The 15,215-nt window shown below is 39.5% G+C and carries 15 protein-coding genes; 11 read left to right on the top strand and 4 right to left on the bottom strand.

Annotation, left to right across the window (positions count from 1 at the left end; all coding sequences use genetic code 11):
* Positions 1–12 precede the first annotated feature (12 nt).
* Both IWA51_RS10135 and IWA51_RS10130 read right to left on the bottom strand, forming a co-directional pair.
* A complete protein-coding gene (locus IWA51_RS10135; protein ID WP_198442326.1) occupies positions 13–1,143 on the bottom strand; it encodes a D-alanine--D-alanine ligase family protein in 1,131 nt (376 codons plus the stop codon).
* Positions 1,140–2,870, bottom strand: a complete 1,731-nt coding sequence (locus tag IWA51_RS10130) for a UDP-N-acetylmuramoyl-L-alanyl-D-glutamate--2,6-diaminopimelate ligase (RefSeq protein ID WP_198442325.1) — start codon at positions 2,868–2,870, stop codon at positions 1,140–1,142. The genes IWA51_RS10135 and IWA51_RS10130 overlap by 4 nt, the downstream gene beginning before the upstream one ends.
* A gap of 49 nt (positions 2,871–2,919) precedes the next feature.
* Between IWA51_RS10130 and IWA51_RS10125 the strand changes: the two genes are divergently transcribed.
* The 6 genes from IWA51_RS10125 (at position 2,920) to IWA51_RS10100 (ending at position 8,349) form a co-directional block, all read left to right on the top strand.
* A complete protein-coding gene (locus IWA51_RS10125) occupies positions 2,920–3,084 on the top strand; it encodes a hypothetical protein (RefSeq protein WP_230402650.1) in 165 nt (54 codons plus the stop codon).
* Between the two features lie 26 nt (positions 3,085–3,110).
* Positions 3,111–4,604, top strand: a complete 1,494-nt coding sequence (locus tag IWA51_RS10120) for a hypothetical protein (RefSeq protein ID WP_177528248.1) — start codon at positions 3,111–3,113, stop codon at positions 4,602–4,604.
* Positions 4,605–4,626: 22 nt separating this feature from the next.
* Positions 4,627–5,235 (top strand): penicillin-binding protein activator LpoB, encoded by a 609-nt coding sequence (locus IWA51_RS10115; protein ID WP_198442323.1) that lies wholly within the window; start codon positions 4,627–4,629, stop codon positions 5,233–5,235.
* Positions 5,236–5,278: 43 nt separating this feature from the next.
* Complete coding sequence (locus tag IWA51_RS10110; RefSeq protein ID WP_177528246.1) at positions 5,279–6,304, top strand: LPP20 family lipoprotein; 1,026 nt, start codon at positions 5,279–5,281, stop codon at positions 6,302–6,304.
* Positions 6,305–6,389: 85 nt separating this feature from the next.
* Positions 6,390–7,145 (top strand): hypothetical protein, encoded by a 756-nt coding sequence (locus IWA51_RS10105; RefSeq protein ID WP_177528245.1) that lies wholly within the window; start codon positions 6,390–6,392, stop codon positions 7,143–7,145.
* Between the two features lie 136 nt (positions 7,146–7,281).
* Positions 7,282–8,349 carry a C40 family peptidase gene (locus IWA51_RS10100; RefSeq protein ID WP_198442322.1) on the top strand — a complete coding sequence of 356 codons (1,068 nt, stop codon included), beginning with the start codon at positions 7,282–7,284 and terminating at the stop codon, positions 8,347–8,349.
* Between the two features lie 223 nt (positions 8,350–8,572).
* Here IWA51_RS10100 and IWA51_RS10095 read toward each other — a convergent pair whose 3' ends face one another.
* Together IWA51_RS10095 and IWA51_RS10090 are read right to left on the bottom strand one after the other, a co-directional pair.
* Positions 8,573–9,916 (bottom strand): MATE family efflux transporter, encoded by a 1,344-nt coding sequence (locus IWA51_RS10095; protein WP_198442321.1) that lies wholly within the window; start codon positions 9,914–9,916, stop codon positions 8,573–8,575.
* Between the two features lie 135 nt (positions 9,917–10,051).
* On the bottom strand, positions 10,052–10,744 hold the full coding sequence (locus IWA51_RS10090) for a GTP pyrophosphokinase (protein WP_177528242.1): 693 nt from the start codon (positions 10,742–10,744) through the stop codon (positions 10,052–10,054).
* 194 nt (positions 10,745–10,938) lie between these two features.
* On the opposite strand from IWA51_RS10090, the gene IWA51_RS10085 reads away from it, so the two are divergent.
* The 5 genes from IWA51_RS10085 (at position 10,939) to phoU (ending at position 15,213) form a co-directional block, all read left to right on the top strand.
* Entirely contained in the window at positions 10,939–11,820 is an 882-nt protein-coding gene (locus IWA51_RS10085; protein ID WP_198442320.1) for a substrate-binding domain-containing protein, read from the top strand.
* A 110-nt stretch (positions 11,821–11,930) separates the two neighbouring features.
* Positions 11,931–12,812: a phosphate ABC transporter permease subunit PstC gene (gene pstC / locus IWA51_RS10080; protein WP_177528240.1), complete on the top strand. Its 882-nt coding sequence runs from the start codon at positions 11,931–11,933 to the stop codon at positions 12,810–12,812.
* Entirely contained in the window at positions 12,809–13,666 is an 858-nt protein-coding gene (gene pstA / locus IWA51_RS10075; RefSeq protein WP_177528239.1) for a phosphate ABC transporter permease PstA, read from the top strand. The genes pstC and pstA overlap by 4 nt, the downstream gene beginning before the upstream one ends.
* A 75-nt stretch (positions 13,667–13,741) precedes the next feature.
* Complete coding sequence (gene pstB, locus IWA51_RS10070; RefSeq protein ID WP_230402751.1) at positions 13,742–14,521, top strand: phosphate ABC transporter ATP-binding protein PstB; 780 nt, start codon at positions 13,742–13,744, stop codon at positions 14,519–14,521.
* 38 nt (positions 14,522–14,559) lie between these two features.
* A complete protein-coding gene (gene phoU, locus IWA51_RS10065) occupies positions 14,560–15,213 on the top strand; it encodes a phosphate signaling complex protein PhoU (RefSeq protein WP_198442319.1) in 654 nt (217 codons plus the stop codon).
* The last annotated feature ends 2 nt before the right edge of the window (positions 15,214–15,215 follow it).

Raw genomic sequence — 15,215 nt, 5'->3', positions numbered from 1 at the left:
CTGTTCCTCCTGTCAGCGGCTTGTGCGGAGCACGTTTTTCTGTGCAAATTCAGTAACGGCTTCTTTAAGAAGAAGATCAATGAGGTTTGTAAAATCAAGTCCTTCTGAAGCGCACATCTTGGGGAACATGCTTATTCCGGTAAAGCCAGGGAGTGTATTTACTTCATTCAGGTAAAGTGAACCGTTCTCTTTGTCTATAAAAAAGTCAACTCTGGAAAGACCAGACTCGTTTAGAGCCGCGTATGCTTTTTTTGCCAGAGTGCGTATTTCACAAAGTTTTTCTTCCGGAAGAAGGGCAGGAATCTTAAGGTCGGCTCCGTTTGGGTCGGTGTATTTTGCGTCGTAGTCATAAAATTCATGGCGGGGAACAATTTCGCCAGGGCCGTATGCCTTGAGCAGCGTTTCGCTTACCAAGTAGTCTTCTGTAACCGAATTTCCTGTTACCGAACATTCCACTTCGCGTGCATTTATTGCCTTTTCAAGAAGAATTTTGTTGTCCCACGAAAATGCTTCACCGATTGCAGCGAAAAGTTCGCGATCATTCTGCGCAAGTGAAGCACCGTCACTGGAACCCGCGGCGCACGGTTTTACAAAAATGGGCAGTCCCAGTTTCTGTATTGCTTCTTCTATGGCTTTGTCGAAAGCACGGCTGTCGTTGACAACACCGCGTCTCAGACAGACATACGGCACGACAGGAATTCCTGCTGCGGAACAGAGAATTTTTGCAGTTTCCTTGTCCATTGATACAGCAGAAGCAAGAACGCCGCTTCCTACAAACGGAATCCCGCACATTTCAAAAAGGCCCTGTATTGTTCCGTCTTCGCTGAATGTTCCGTGCATTACAGGAAAAGCCGCGTCACACGGAATAAATGCACCTTTTGCAAAAAGTGATTTGTCTTTTCCGTTTCCGGGGAATACAGATACTGCATTTTCTTCTTTTTCGTGTACTTCAAGGGCAGATGTTTTGCCGCTGCGGAGGTCTTCGAGTACGGAATCTTCTTCAAGATACCATTTTCCGCTTTTTGATACCGAAATAAGGCTTACTTTATGTTCGGAAGAAATTTCCTTTGCTACTGCTGCACATGAAATAAGGGAAATTTCGTGTTCACCGGATTTTCCGCCGTAAAATAATACTACATTCATTTTGTTTCTCCGCTACTATTGAATCCAATTTCTGCAAGCGCTTTTTTTGCCTCAGAAATTTCGTCGTATTCCATAACGTGATCTTTGTAAATTATTGAATTTTCGTGTGACTTTCCCAAAAGAAGCACAATGTCATTTTTGCCCGCTTTGCTGAATGCGAATCTTATTGCTTTTGGTCTGTCAGGAACAATAAACAAATCTTTTTCTTTCTGCTTTCCGTATTTTTCAGCCCCGGCGGCAATCTGTTCAAGAAGGGCGACTCTGTCTTCGCCGCGCGGATCTTCGTCGGTGAGTATTATTGTGTCACAGAATTTTGCCGCAATTTCACCCTGAAGCGGCCGTTTTTTTACGTCGCGTTCACCGCCTGAACCAAAGACGCAGAGCATTTTTCCGGAACAGCGTTTTCTTAAAGGCGGGAATATTGTTTCAAAAGAAGACGGTGTGTGTGCGTAGTCGACTATTACTTCAAAAGGCTGTCCTTCATCAATAACAGTCATTCTTCCTTTTATACTTTCGAGCGATGCTACAAGGGGTGCCAGTTCTTCGAGCGGTTTTCCTGTAGTTCCGTGTACTGCAAGAAGGGCTGCCATTATGTTGTATGCGTTGAATGCTCCCGGAACAGGTGCTTTTACGTGAATTACCCTGTTGCCGTCTTTAAGCGAGTCGTGGTCTTCGTAGCGGTGTATGCTGAATGTGAGGCCGAATCTTGCGGCTGCAATGTTTCTTGCAGAAATGTACGGCATGTCGTCGGGTATATGCGGAAGGGGCTTTGCTTCGAGTTCTTCTGCGGCCTGTTTTCCAGCTTTACCTTCTGTAGTAAAGCCCGTGATTTTCTTTTTTGTGCAGGATGCAAAGTATTGTGCTGCAGGATCTTCGAGATTCACAATTCCGAAGGACGGAACCTGAACGCTTTTGCCTGCAATCATTTTGTTGTGGTCAAAAGTGTCCAGTGCGCGGAACAGGTTTGCCTTGTCGCTTCTGTACTGTTCATATGTTCCGTGGAATTCAAGGTGTTCAAGGGTTACGTTCATAAAAACTGCGCAGTCAAAGTGAACGTCCCCAAGACGGTTTGTGCGTTTGCTGAGTCCATGTGATGAAGATTCAACTACCGCGTGGGTGCAGCCGTTCTGAAGCATCTCATAAAGTTCCCGCTGGACGATGGGTGCTTCCGGCGTAGTCTGGTGTTCCGGGTTGTTTACGGCATCTTCTCCCAAAGAATACTGGACTGTAGAAATGAAGCCGGCTTTTATTCCGCACAGGCGAAGAAGCTGCCATATAAATGAAACTGTTGAAGATTTTCCTTCAGTGCCTGTTACTCCGTAGATGACAAGTTTTTCTGACGGATTATCATAGAAACATGCCGATGCCGGTGACATTGCAAAACGTGCAGATTCAACTTTTATGAATACAGGCTTTGCTTTTGCTTTTGCTTTTGAAACTGCAAGTGCAATCTGCTCTTTTTCTTCTTCCGAGAAAGTGTCCTGAAATACAATTGCCACCGCACCGTTTTCTATTGCCTGCGGTATGAATTTGTTTCCTGTCGTGTGTGTTCCGGGAAGTGCAAAAAAAACTGAATTCTGTGTTACTTTTCTGCTGTCAAATGCAAGATTTTCTATCTGAACTGCCTTCGCGGCAGAAACTGTCTGTTCGTTTGCGAAAGTGATTCCGTCTTCCGCGACCAGTGTGTGTGTGAACGAGGGTAAAATCTGGGCCAATGTTTTTTTCATGCCGTAATTCTACTCTTATTAAAGAAGATTTTCAACATGATTGGGGCGGTTGCAAAAATTTGAAAAAGCAGATGAAATTCCTGAAGAATTTTTTTCTCTTCAAAAAGTCGGGCTTACGGCAGGAGCAAGTACTCCAGACAATGTTATTGATGAAGTGGTTGATTTTATATCTATCATACTTTATAATGGATCTGAGGAATTAAAAAAGTTTTGAAAATTATTCATGATTGTGAGTTTAGAATGAAAAAAATTATCAAAGTTTTTATACTTCTGTTGGCATGTTTTTTTGTTTCATGTTCTTCCTCAAAAATTGAAAATTCAGAATCAGAGAATATTGCTTCGACTGAAAAAAAACAAAATTCTAAAAAAATAAAGCCGATTAAATACAACGAAGAAGAGTATAAAAAAGCCTACAATCAGCGAAATTATTCTACTTGTCTTGGAATGATGCTGTACAAAACGAAAAAAAAAGCAGATATAAGAGACAATCTTGACCTTGCCATGCTTTATTTTATTACTGGCGAATATGCTCAGGCTTCAACTGTTTTTGAAAAGACCGACGCGCAGATGTTTGATGCGCTTACAAAAAGCATTACGAAATCAATTGGAAAAGCGATTGTCAACGAAAATATAAAAGAATATACGGGCAATGTTTACGAGTATCTTCTTGTAAATACGATGAATTCCCTTTGTTATTATTTGCAGGGAGATTTAAATAATGCTGTAAATCAGCTCACAAAGCTTTCTACCGTAAAACTTCCTGAATACAGACGTCTTTATGGTGAAGTTTTGGTAAAAAACGGTCTGGATCCTTCTGCCCGCGAAAAGCTTGATAAGGACGCAAAATCTCTGAACGCTTACAATATTGACTCTTCTGTTTTTACGGCCGATTTGCCTAAAAAGCCAACCGAAAAAGACGTTTATAAAGAATCATCTCTTGCCAGATACTTAAGTTTAATTTTAAGACAGGCCGATGGCGATAAAAGCCAGATTGATTCTGATTCTATTGTCTTAAAGTCGCTTGTAAAAGATTTTGATTCTGTTGATTCTGCAATTCCTTCTGGTAAAGGCCGTGTTAACGTTCTTGCTCTTGCAGGTCTTATTGGAACGCAGACTGCAAAAGAAGTTTATTTTCCTTCAAAATCTACATATTTTTATGTTCCGACAGGAAATTCTTCTTATCGTCGTCTTCCAGTTCAGTTTAAATTTGTCTATCCGTTTTATGCAGGAAAATCTACTGTAAGCGGAGTTGATGTTGTACTGAATAATGTGGGAACCAAAAGAGCCGTTATAATAGAAAATTTTAATGCAAATTTGGAAAAATCTGTTAAACTTAGAGCTAGAAAAGAATATGTTGCAAGTATGAACCGCAGTATTACAAAAAAAGTCAGTGGAATTGTGGCAGGAATTGCAAGTATAAACGCCAGTTATGAAGGCTTAAAATTGCTTTCTGGAAGAAGTATTGCTTATACTTTGTCTTCGGTAGCTTTTGACGCGCTTTGTTCTTCAACAGCAGCAGGACTTTCAGCTATTGATTTGACCGAAACTGCTGATATTCGGCAGGGAGAATTTTTTCCAGAAACCGTAAATGCCGCAGGTTTTACTGTTTCTGCTGGTTTGTACAAGGGAAAGGTGATTTATCGCTTTTCTGACGGAAGTATAGTCGAAAAACCGTTTGAAACGGAAGTAAAAGAAGGAAGGCCTTCATTGGTTGTTTCTTCTTGTATAAAATAGATTTATTATTGAGAGGTAATTTATGAAAATAAAAGTAGTATTGGCAAATTTATTGGTTGTTTCTTCGTTGTTTTTCTTTTCTTGCGGATCGACTTCTGTAACAAGATATGGAGCAGAAGAAAGCGTAAAAGATTTGAGCGGATATTGGAACGACAACGATGTTAATCAGGTTTGTACAACTTTGATTGATTCGTGCATAAAATCAAAACGCGTTGCAAATTTTAAGAGCGCAAAAGGCAGAACTCCTGTTGTAATTATTGGAACTATCAAAAACAAGAGCGTTGAACACATTGACACTTCAATTCTTTCAAAAAGATTTCAGAATGTAATTATTAATGACGGAACTTTGGAATTTGTTGCAGATGCAAATCAGAGAGAAGAGCTCCGTGCAGAAAAATATGATCAGGCAGAAAATGCTTATGAAACTGCAAAATCAATCGGAAACGAAATTGCCGCAGATTTTATGCTCCAGGGCACTGTTACGACAATTGTAGATACTGACGGAAGACAGCAGGTAAGAACATATCAGGTTGATATGCAGTTGATTGATTTGGAAACAAACAGAATTATCTGGTCTGATCAGAACAACGATATAAAAAAATACATAAAAAAATCTGCTGTAAAATTCTAACAATTTGCAAAACTTAATAACGTAAGAAAGTTTAAGGATTTTTATGAAGAAAAGAATTTTTGTTTTTTCCTTTATATTCTCTGCCTGTCTGGTTTTTGGCGCAAAAAAGAAAATGCCTGAATGGATAACTCTTCCTGCAAGCGTTTATCCTTCGGAAACTTATATGAACGGAACTGGCTCTGGAGAAAATCGGGAAAGTGCAGAACTTGAAGCCGTAAAAAACCTTTCTTCTATTTTTGGGCAGACTGTAAAGTCTAACAGTCTCGCATCAAAAAAAATGGAACAGGCTCTTTCTGACGGAAAAATTTCTTTTTCTTCGTCAGGAAACTTACAGCAGAATATAACAAGCCAAATCGAGGCAGAAAATCTGATTGGAATCGAAATTGCAGAATATTTTTACAATTCATCCGAAAAAAAATGGTATGCAATTGCAATCCTCGACAGAAAAAAAACAGCCGCTGTTTATCTGGATCTTATACAGAAAAACGATGCAGTTGTCAGACAGTCTGCAGCAGAGTCTGAAAAAAATCCGCATTCTTTTTACGGTTATAGTGAAATTTGTTTTGCAACCGACATTGCTTCTGAAAACAACAGGTTGCTTAAAAATCTTACAGTAATTGATTTTGAACAGGGAAATGCGATCAGTAAAAAAATCGTTTCGCTTCAAAGCATGCAGGCTACTCAAAAGAAGTTTGCAGAAGGGATTACGATTTATATAAGGGTTGGTGGCGACAGGGAAAATAAAATAAAGTCTGCTTTTCAAAACGTTTTTTCAAAATACGGATTTAAAACATCTTCTTCTAAAAAAGAAAAATATGGGCTTGAAGGCAGTTATTCTTCCGAAATTTCAAAAAAAGGAAAAATCACTTACTGTGTTTATACATTGGACTTAGATTTTTCTGATAATTTGAAGTCGGAGTCGCTGTTTGCAATAAATTTAAAAGGAAGAGAAGGTGCTTCTTCTGAATCCGATGCCAAAAATAGAACTTATCGGGTTTTGGAAAAAAACATTGGAACAGAATTCAGCAAAAATTTTGATTCTTATATGAATAATCTTTCTTTTAAGTAACTTTTTTATTTAGGATTAGTCCGTCTTTTTGGCGGTTTGTTAAAAAGTAAAATTTGCTCTGCAAATTTTTAGTAGGAGAAATAAAATGAAAAAGAGTATTTTTATTCTTTCTGTTGTAGCTGCTGTTCTGTTCAGTAGCTGTGGAACTACAAAAGTTTCTGGTTCTGGAATCAAAGGCAATGCTGCTAAAGTTCAGAAGAATTACGTAACAATTCTTGACTATCAGGGAGCATCGTTTGGTTCAGAAATTCCTCAGTGGGTTGTTGAAATTGGAAACGGAAATTATTCTGCAGAATATCTTTCTCCAATTATGCCAGGAATTGCTGGCAAAAAACCTTTTGTTGTAGTTTCTCGTGGTGATAACCTTGAATTTACAAAGCAGTGGGCTGACTTGGTTGACGTAGAAGTTCAGGTTGGCGATGAAATGCAGAGAATTGTTGGAAAAGCTGTTTCTGCTGCTCAGAAAGGACGCTCAAAACAGTCTGGCGATGTAAAAGATCCAACTTCTTTGGAGCAGGAATTGAATATGTACAAGCAGGCTGTTTCTGCCGTTGAACTTAACGGTCTTGAAAAAATTGCTTCATATTGGATTCAGAAAGAAGTAAAAACTTCAAAAAAAGCAAAGGAATCAAAAGTTTATTATGAATACTATGCTGTTTGGGGCATGACTAAAAAACTTTACGATGCTCAGATTCAGAGCGCCTTGAGTTCTATCGAAGACAATACTGACGAAGGAAAGGCATTGAAAGAATCTCTTTCTCTTAAACTTCAGAATATGATGATTACTTCAAATAACGAAGAAGTTAATACTGAGGCTGAAGAGACACTTGATGCTGAATAATTTAGCGTAAGATTGAATTATTTAGTTTATGTGATTTGATTTTCTGATAAAAACTTTGTCTCTTTTGCAGGCAAAGTTTTTATTTTTTTTAGAAGAAAATCTGGTGAATTCGATTTTTTTTGTTCAGGCTGGTTATATGAAAAATTTTCAAAGAAAAGTATTTGTTTTAAGTTTAGTTTTTTTTGTCTCATCTTTTGCAGTTTATGCGGCAGATAACAAGGGTGATGATATTTTTGAAAATCAAAAAGTTGAAGAGGGCGATTTTTATAAAATAGTCGTTGAACCTTCAAAAAAAGAAATAGAAACTGAAAATTCTAAATTTTTTGAAAGTGTAAAGCAAAAAAAACTCGATATTCTAAAAAAAATTGAAAATGAACGTCAGAAAGTTGCTTCTTCAAAAAGCCAGATTTCTTCTGCAAAAGAAAAAGCAAAGGCGGAACTTGAAAAAAACAAGGCGAATTTAAAAAATAAGCCTGCAAAAAATACAACGAAGACAAAAACTGAAAATAATGAAAAAGATTCTACGATGCAGGAAAAAAAAGAAGATACTCTTGTAAACCAGACACAAAGGACAGATCCTAAGAAAAAAAATGTCGAAAAAGAAATTTTAGAAAAACAAAACAAAACTGCAAAGAATCTGGAATCAGATTCAAAAAGAAAAACTTCGGTAAATAAGCCTTTTATAAAAGAGAATGAACAGAAAAAATTGCGAGAACAGCAGAATGAAAATAATAAAACTATGACGATTGAAGAATCCGAGCAAAGAATGGATTCTGTTATAGATATGCGTAAAAAATTTATTGATTTTGGAATGGGATATAAAGGCATAAACTATGTTTGGGGCGGAAAAACTCCAAGACCGGGTTTTGACTGTTCTGGACTTGTATCATATACGGCAAAACAGAGCCTTGGTATAGATGTAAGGGGAAACGCTCAGGATATTTACAATCAGACATCTCCTGTTTCCTTGGGCGAAGCTCTTCCAGGCGATTTAATCTTTTTTAAGGGTGCTTCTGATTCAAGAATTACGCATGTCGGTATTTATCTAGGAAAAAATCCTGGAGAAAATGACTTTGGAAAACAGAATTTGTTTTTAAATGCAGCAAGTGGCGGTCCAAGAACTGGTGTAATTATCAGCGGTTTGAATGAAAATTACTGGAAAAAAACATTTTACGGCTGTGGAAGACTTATTCCTGAAATTTAAGGAATAAGTGTAAATGCGTTACGGATTGTAAGGGCACCAGAGGTGTTGTTTTCTGGAATATATAGGTATGAGCATTTTTAAGGGGCAGTACAATACGGTTCCACTAATCATATTATTGAAGTTGCCTAAAACAAATTCATAACTTTCTTTGTCGGGCTTTACATCTGTTCCGGGATTTTGAGTTCCAATACTTTTTTTGTCCGGAATAAATTTGTGCTGCCCTTTAAATAACAGAAGGTTTTTTTTTGTAAATGTGAATAAAATATGCAATTTCTGCAGCGGCAGTTATTGCCCATGAGAAGGTATACAGCAGGAAAAGTGACGGAATTGTCCTGAACCAGGCAAAAACCGTGCACAGCCATATAATTCTGAACACGCATGAACCCATTATTACAATGAATGACGGAATTCCGGTTTTGCCCAGTCCCCTTGAAGCCGCGATTGTGCAGTCCATAAAGGCAGAAATGCAGTACGAAAGCGACATTATAGAAAGCCGCTGCATTCCCGCGTCAATAACAGCCGCGTCTGTAGAAAAGAGTGACAAAAACTGCCGTCCTATGCAGAAAATTCCAACTCCCATGACCAGTGCTATTGTAAAAGAATATGCAAGGCTTATGAAATATGATTTGAGCACACGCTTTCTGTTTCCGGCACCGAAGTTCTGGCCTATAAAAGTGGCGCAGGCTGTGTAAAAGGCATTCATTACATCGTAAACAAGCGGGTCTGCATTTGAAGCGGCGGCATTTCCTGCAACCATGGAAGCGTCAAAATAATTTACTCCGGTCTGGATAAAAATGTTTGCAAAGGCAAAAACAGCATTCTGCAGACCCGAAGGAAGTCCGATCTTAAGGATTTTAAGAGACATGTGGGAATTGGGCCTGATTTTGAAAATTACAAGATTCGCCGCACCTTTTTCCCTTGTCATTGTAAGCAGAATTAGTGCTGCAGAAATGTACTGCGAAATAATGCTTGCAAGGGCGACTCCTGCCGTGCCCAGATTGCATACAATTACAAAGAAAAGATTCAGCAGAATATTGATTATTCCGGCGACAGTAAGAAAAATAAGCGGCCTTTTAGTGTCACCCGTTGCGCTCAGAACTCCGTTTCCGAAGTTGTATATTGCAAGGGCCGGCATTCCCAGCATATAAATGCGCAGGTAAACTACAGCGCCTTCCATTAATTCGCTCTTTGTGTTCATTGCCGCAAGAATAGGGCGTGCAAGGATTGTTCCGGCTGCAAGAAGGATTATTCCCGCTGCAAGACATATAAAGGCGGCTGTGTGTATTGTGTCCGAAAGTGATTTGCTGTTTTTTGAACCGATGTAAAATGCCGCAATGACATTTATTCCGGCTCCAAGACCAATAAGAATTCCCGTAAATAAAAAAATAATCTGTGTTGTAGAGCCAACCGAACCAAGCGGAATAGAACCGGCAAACCGTCCTACAACAGCGATATCTGACATGTTGAACAAAACCTGCAGTAAATTGGAAAAAATAAGCGGAATGCTGAATGCGAGTATATTCTTTGCAAGAGGTCCGCTGCAGGGATCAAGTTTTTTTGAATTCATAGTTGAATGAGATTATACATACGGCACAATAAAAAGTAAATGCAGTTTTTACAAACTGCAGTTTTTTACAATCAGGCAATCAATGCTACAGGGGCAATTCTGACATACATTTGCTACGGGCCGACTTTATTCATCCTATTCGCTGTAGTCAACAAAGCCCGGAATGTTTTTTGCCAGTTCCTGCATTCTTATGTCGGTACTGGCAATTAAGTCTGCACAGGCTTTGAGTTCTTCGCTTATGTTTGAAGGCATAGTGTAGTCTTTTTTGTAGTGAAGCTGGTGTTCAAGGCTTGCCCAGAAGTCCATGGCAATGGTTCTTATCTGAATTTCAACCGGAATTTCACGCTTCTGGTCGCTGAAGTACACGCCTACCGTAACAATGACATGCAGACTCCTGTAACCGGACTTTTTGGGATTCTTTATGTAATCTTTCATTTCTATAAGCTTTATGTCGTCCTGCTGCAAAAGCATCTGCATTACTCTGTAGACATCGCTTATAAACGGGCAGGTTACGCGTATTCCGGCTATATCATAAAGTTTTGTTATCATATTATCCAGCGAAACCCTCAGTCCCTTGCGCTGAAGCTTTTCGGCAATGCTCATTGGTTCTTTTATTCTGCTGGTGATTGTGCTTATTGGATTGCGTTCATGTTTGCCTTCAAATTCATCTTCCAGAATCTCGAATTTTGTAGTTATCTGCTTGATTCCGCTTTCATAAAGCATAAGAAGCTGCTGAAATTCTACGGCAGTGTTTATTATTTCATCGGGATTGCTAAGAATTCCCCTGTTGTCGCTGAGTGCGTTTTTTATAACAAGATTCTTTTCCATATTATTTAAATATATAAAAAAAAGGGTGATTTTCAAATTTTTTGGGGCGGAATTAACACATTTTTAAATGCAGCAGAGGCGGTTCGCAGACTTTGTTCTGTTATAAATTAACGGAATTTTAACACAATTAAAATACACATCTTACAAACGAAAATTAGATTGTTGTCAGTACAATTTTAGGAGGTACTAAAAAAATGAAAAAGGGTCTTTTACTGACTGCCGGAATCGCGGCTATTGCATTTGGAACACTCGGACTTGCGTCATGCACTGCCAAGAGCGGAGCTGTTGATCTTTCAAAGAAAACAATTACGGTAATCAGCCGTGAAGAGGGCAGCGGAACCCGCGGAGCCTTTATCGAACTTTTCGGAATTGAAAAGAAGAATGCCGAAGGAAAGAAAGTTGATTATACAATCGACAGTGCAGATATCACAAACTCAACAGAAGTTATGCTTACATCTGTAGCCGGAAACAACACAGCTATCGGATACATTTCACTTGGTTCACTCAACAACACAGTAAAGGCTCTCCAGATTGACGGAGCAGATGCTACTGTTGTAAACATCAAGAGCGGTGCCTACAAGATTTCACGTCCTTTCAACATTGTTACAAAAGACGGACTTTCAGAGAATGCACAGGACTTTATCCGCTACATTCTTTCTTCTGACGGACAGAGCGTAGTAGAAAAGAACGGATACATTTCTGCAGTAAAGAATCCGGCTTACATTGCTACAGGAAAGACAGGAAAAATTACTGTAGCAGGTTCATCTTCAGTAACACCTGTTATGGAAAAACTTGCAGAAGCATACAAGGCTCTTAACCCCGGAATGGACATTGAAATTCAGATGTCTGACAGTACAACCGGTGTAAATAGCGCAATCAGCGGTGTTTGTGACATCGGAATGGCTAGCCGCGGAATCAAAGACAGCGAAACTGCAAAGGGTGCCAAGGGAACACAGATTGCCCTTGACGGAATCGCAGTTATCGTAAACAAAGAAAATACTCTTAACAACGCAGCAAAAGATTCTATCAACGGAATCTACACTGGTTCTATCACAAAGTGGGGCGATGTAAAATAATCACCCTCTGTTAAACCGGCGGGTATCTTCGGTTTGTTCCGGGGATTCTGCCGGTTCTTTTTAGAGATATTTTTTTTGAAAGCCCTGGATTTATCTGGGAGGAATATTTTATGAGCGCAAGAACGAAAATATTGACAGGCGGAAAACCTACAGAAAAAATAATGCATTGTGTTTTTCTTTTGTCTGCCCTTGTTTCCATTGCGGCGCTGATTCTTATCTGCGTGTTTATGTTCGCCAACGGAATTCCGGCGATTGCAAAAATAGGACTGGACAAGTTCTTATTGGGATTAAGATGGAAGCCGTCAATTGATTTGTACGGAATTTTTCCGATGATTGTAGGAAGCATTGTAGTAACACTTGGTGCCATTATTCTTGGTGTTCCGCTTGGAGTTTTTACTGCTGTTTTTTTGGCACGCTTTTGTCCTTCAAAAATTTATTCACCTATTGAAAGCGGAATAAAATTACTTGCGGGCATTCCTTCCGTAGTATTCGGTTTCTTTGGACTTACAGTTATTGTTCCTGCCATCAGAAATGTTTTTGGCGGAAGCGGAACCAGTATTCTTGCAGCAAGCATTGTTCTTGCAATAATGATTCTGCCGACAATTGTTCAGACAACGGAAACTTCAATCCGTGCTGTTCCCGGCGGATACTTCGAGGGTTCACTTGCCCTTGGTGCATGCAAGGAACGCAGCGTTTTCTGTGCAGAACTTCCAGCTGCAAAAAACGGAATTGTTTCAGGAATTATTCTTGGAATAGGAAGGGCAATCGGTGAAACTATGGCTGTTATCATGGTTGCTGGTAACCAGGCTATTCTGCCGCAGAGTCTTGTAAAAGGTGTTCGTACACTTACTGCAAATATTGTTTTGGAAATGGGATACGCTGCAGATCTTCACAGAGATGCACTTATTGCTACGGCTGTTGTTCTGTTCGTATTCATTTTGATTATCAATATTATTTTCACTGTAGTGAAAAACAAATCGGATAAAGCATGAAAAATAAATCACTTGTTTCTGAACATTCACAGACATTCCAGTCACGTATGCTGCGCTTTTTGGTGTGGCTTGCAGTTGCAATATGTTCTGTTACTATAGTTGGACTTGTGGCATACATTATGTTCAAGGGTATTCCGCATCTGAGTCCAAAGATTTTCAGTTTTGTTTACAACAGCGAGAACGTTTCTTTGTTCCCTGCTTTAATCAATACTCTTACAATCGTTGCCCTTACACTTATCATTGCTGTTCCTGTCGGAATAGGAGCTGCAATTTACCTGGCTGAATATTCCAAAAAAGGCAGCCGTGTTGTTAAGGTTATCAGAATTACGACAGAGACACTTGCAGGAATTCCTTCAATCGTTTATGCATTGTTCGGATTTTTGTTCTTTGTAACATCGCTTGGCTGGGGTTATTCTCTTCTTGCCGGAAGTTGCACTCTTGCAATAATGATTCTTCCGGTAATTATCAGAACAACAGAAGAGTCCCTTCTTGCAGTAAATGATTCTTTCAGGGAAGCAAGTTTTGGACTTGGCGCCGGAAAACTCAGAACGGTATTCAGAGTCGTACTTCCTTCTGCTGTTCCAGGAATTGCCGCCGGTGTTGTTCTTGGAACAGGACGCGTTGTAGGAGAAACTGCAGCACTTATTTACACGGCAGGTACGGTTGCTAAAATTCCGCCAAATCTTATGGGAAGCGGTCGTACACTTGCTGTTCACCTGTATGCACTCTGGTGTGAGGGCCTTAACACCGGTCAGTCTTATGCTACAGCTGTTATTCTGCTTGTAATCGTTCTTATTTTGAACTGGCTGAGCGGACTTTTGGAAAAAGCAGTTACAAAACATCTGGTTGCATAACGGAGTGAAAAAATGAATACATCTTTAGCAATAAAAGGAAACACAAAAAAAAATCCGATTCTTATGGAGAAAATTATGAGCGAATCACAGAACCCGGAAGCACAGAAAACAAAGATACTGACAGAAAATCTGAACCTTTTTTACGGAAACTTTCAGGCTTTGTATGACATTAATCTTGATATACCTGAGCATGAGGTTACTGCGTTCATAGGACCTTCTGGTTGCGGAAAGTCAACTCTTCTCAGAACATACAACAGAATGAATGATCTTGTTGACGGATGCAAAATTGACGGAACAATAAAAATTAACGATCAGGATATTTACGGAAACATTGATGTCAACCTTCTCAGAAAAAGAGTTGGTATGGTTTTCCAGAAACCGAATCCTTTTCCGATGAGCATTTATGACAATATTGCTTACGGTCCTCGAACCCACGGAATTAGAAACAGATCTGATCTTGATGATATTGTTCAGCGTGCACTTACCGGCGCTGCAATCTGGGATGAAGTAAAAGACCGTCTTCACAAAAATGCGCTGGGACTTTCCGGCGGACAGCAGCAGAGACTTTGCATTGCACGTGCCCTTGCCGTTGAACCTGAAGTTCTTCTTATGGACGAACCTACATCTGCCCTTGACCCGATAAGCACAAGCCGCATTGAAGATCTTATTACCGAACTCAAAAATGATTATACAATCGTAATCGTTACCCATAACATGCAGCAGGCTACACGCGTCAGTGACAGAACAGCTTTCTTCCTTTTGGGAAAAGTTATTGAGTACGGAAAGACAGAACAGATTTTCAGCAATCCCCATAACAAAAAGACTGAGGATTATATAACAGGAAGATTCGGTTGATTTATTAACCGGATTCATTTTACCACAGAAGGGAATTTATGAGACAATATTTTGACAGCCAGTTAAAAGAATTGAATAAGAGTCTTCAGAATATGGGGTCTCTTTGCGAGGACTGCATAACATGTGCAACACAGGCTCTTCTTACAGGTTCTTCAGAACTTGGCGACAAAGCCATTGAACTTGAACACGAGACTGATATCTGTGAAAGGGAAATACAGAGCCTTTGTATGAAAATTCTTTATACACAGCAGCCCGTTGCGAGGGATCTTAAAACTGTAAGTGCCGCTCTTAAAATGATAACCGACCTTGAAAGAATTGGTGATCAGGGAAGCGATATTGCAGAACTTTTGAGACATACAAGCATTGATATCAGAAGCAATTCTTCCCATATTGCGGCCATGGCCGATGCAACAATCAAAATGGTTACCGGAAGTGTTGACGCTTTTGTCCGTCACGATGCACAACTTGCTGTTCAGGTTGCAAGACAGGATGACGAAGTTGATGCACTTTTTACCCAGGTTAAGGATGATGTTCTTAACATGATTACAAGCGGTGAAAAGCATGACAGAAACTTTGCAGAACAGGTTCTTGATACGCTGATGATTGCAAAATATCTTGAACGCATTGGCGACCACGCAGTAAATGTTACAGAAGCTGTACGCATGGGATTGGGAGAAACAGAAGAAAATTAGTA

It is taken from the genome of Treponema peruense (genome assembly GCF_016117655.1).
Lineage (GTDB): Bacteria > Spirochaetota > Spirochaetia > Treponematales > Treponemataceae > Treponema_D > Treponema_D peruense.
The sequence above is the reverse complement of the archived record's forward strand: the minus strand, read 5'-3'. Positions and strand labels throughout refer to the sequence as shown.

Coding starts and splice junctions, on each gene's coding strand:
- IWA51_RS10135 (WP_198442326.1), bottom strand. CDS start 1,143: ATGAATGTAGTATTATTTTACGGCGGAAAATCCGGTGAACACGAAATT.
- IWA51_RS10130 (WP_198442325.1), bottom strand. CDS start 2,870: ATGAAAAAAACATTGGCCCAGATTTTACCCTCGTTCACACACACACTG.
- IWA51_RS10120 (WP_177528248.1), top strand. CDS start 3,111: ATGAAAAAAATTATCAAAGTTTTTATACTTCTGTTGGCATGTTTTTTT.
- IWA51_RS10115 (WP_198442323.1), top strand. CDS start 4,627: ATGAAAATAAAAGTAGTATTGGCAAATTTATTGGTTGTTTCTTCGTTG.
- IWA51_RS10110 (WP_177528246.1), top strand. CDS start 5,279: ATGAAGAAAAGAATTTTTGTTTTTTCCTTTATATTCTCTGCCTGTCTG.
- IWA51_RS10105 (WP_177528245.1), top strand. CDS start 6,390: ATGAAAAAGAGTATTTTTATTCTTTCTGTTGTAGCTGCTGTTCTGTTC.
- IWA51_RS10100 (WP_198442322.1), top strand. CDS start 7,282: ATGAAAAATTTTCAAAGAAAAGTATTTGTTTTAAGTTTAGTTTTTTTT.
- IWA51_RS10095 (WP_198442321.1), bottom strand. CDS start 9,916: ATGAATTCAAAAAAACTTGATCCCTGCAGCGGACCTCTTGCAAAGAAT.
- IWA51_RS10090 (WP_177528242.1), bottom strand. CDS start 10,744: ATGGAAAAGAATCTTGTTATAAAAAACGCACTCAGCGACAACAGGGGA.
- IWA51_RS10085 (WP_198442320.1), top strand. CDS start 10,939: ATGAAAAAGGGTCTTTTACTGACTGCCGGAATCGCGGCTATTGCATTT.
- pstC (WP_177528240.1), top strand. CDS start 11,931: ATGAGCGCAAGAACGAAAATATTGACAGGCGGAAAACCTACAGAAAAA.
- pstA (WP_177528239.1), top strand. CDS start 12,809: ATGAAAAATAAATCACTTGTTTCTGAACATTCACAGACATTCCAGTCA.
- pstB (WP_230402751.1), top strand. CDS start 13,742: ATGAGCGAATCACAGAACCCGGAAGCACAGAAAACAAAGATACTGACA.
- phoU (WP_198442319.1), top strand. CDS start 14,560: ATGAGACAATATTTTGACAGCCAGTTAAAAGAATTGAATAAGAGTCTT.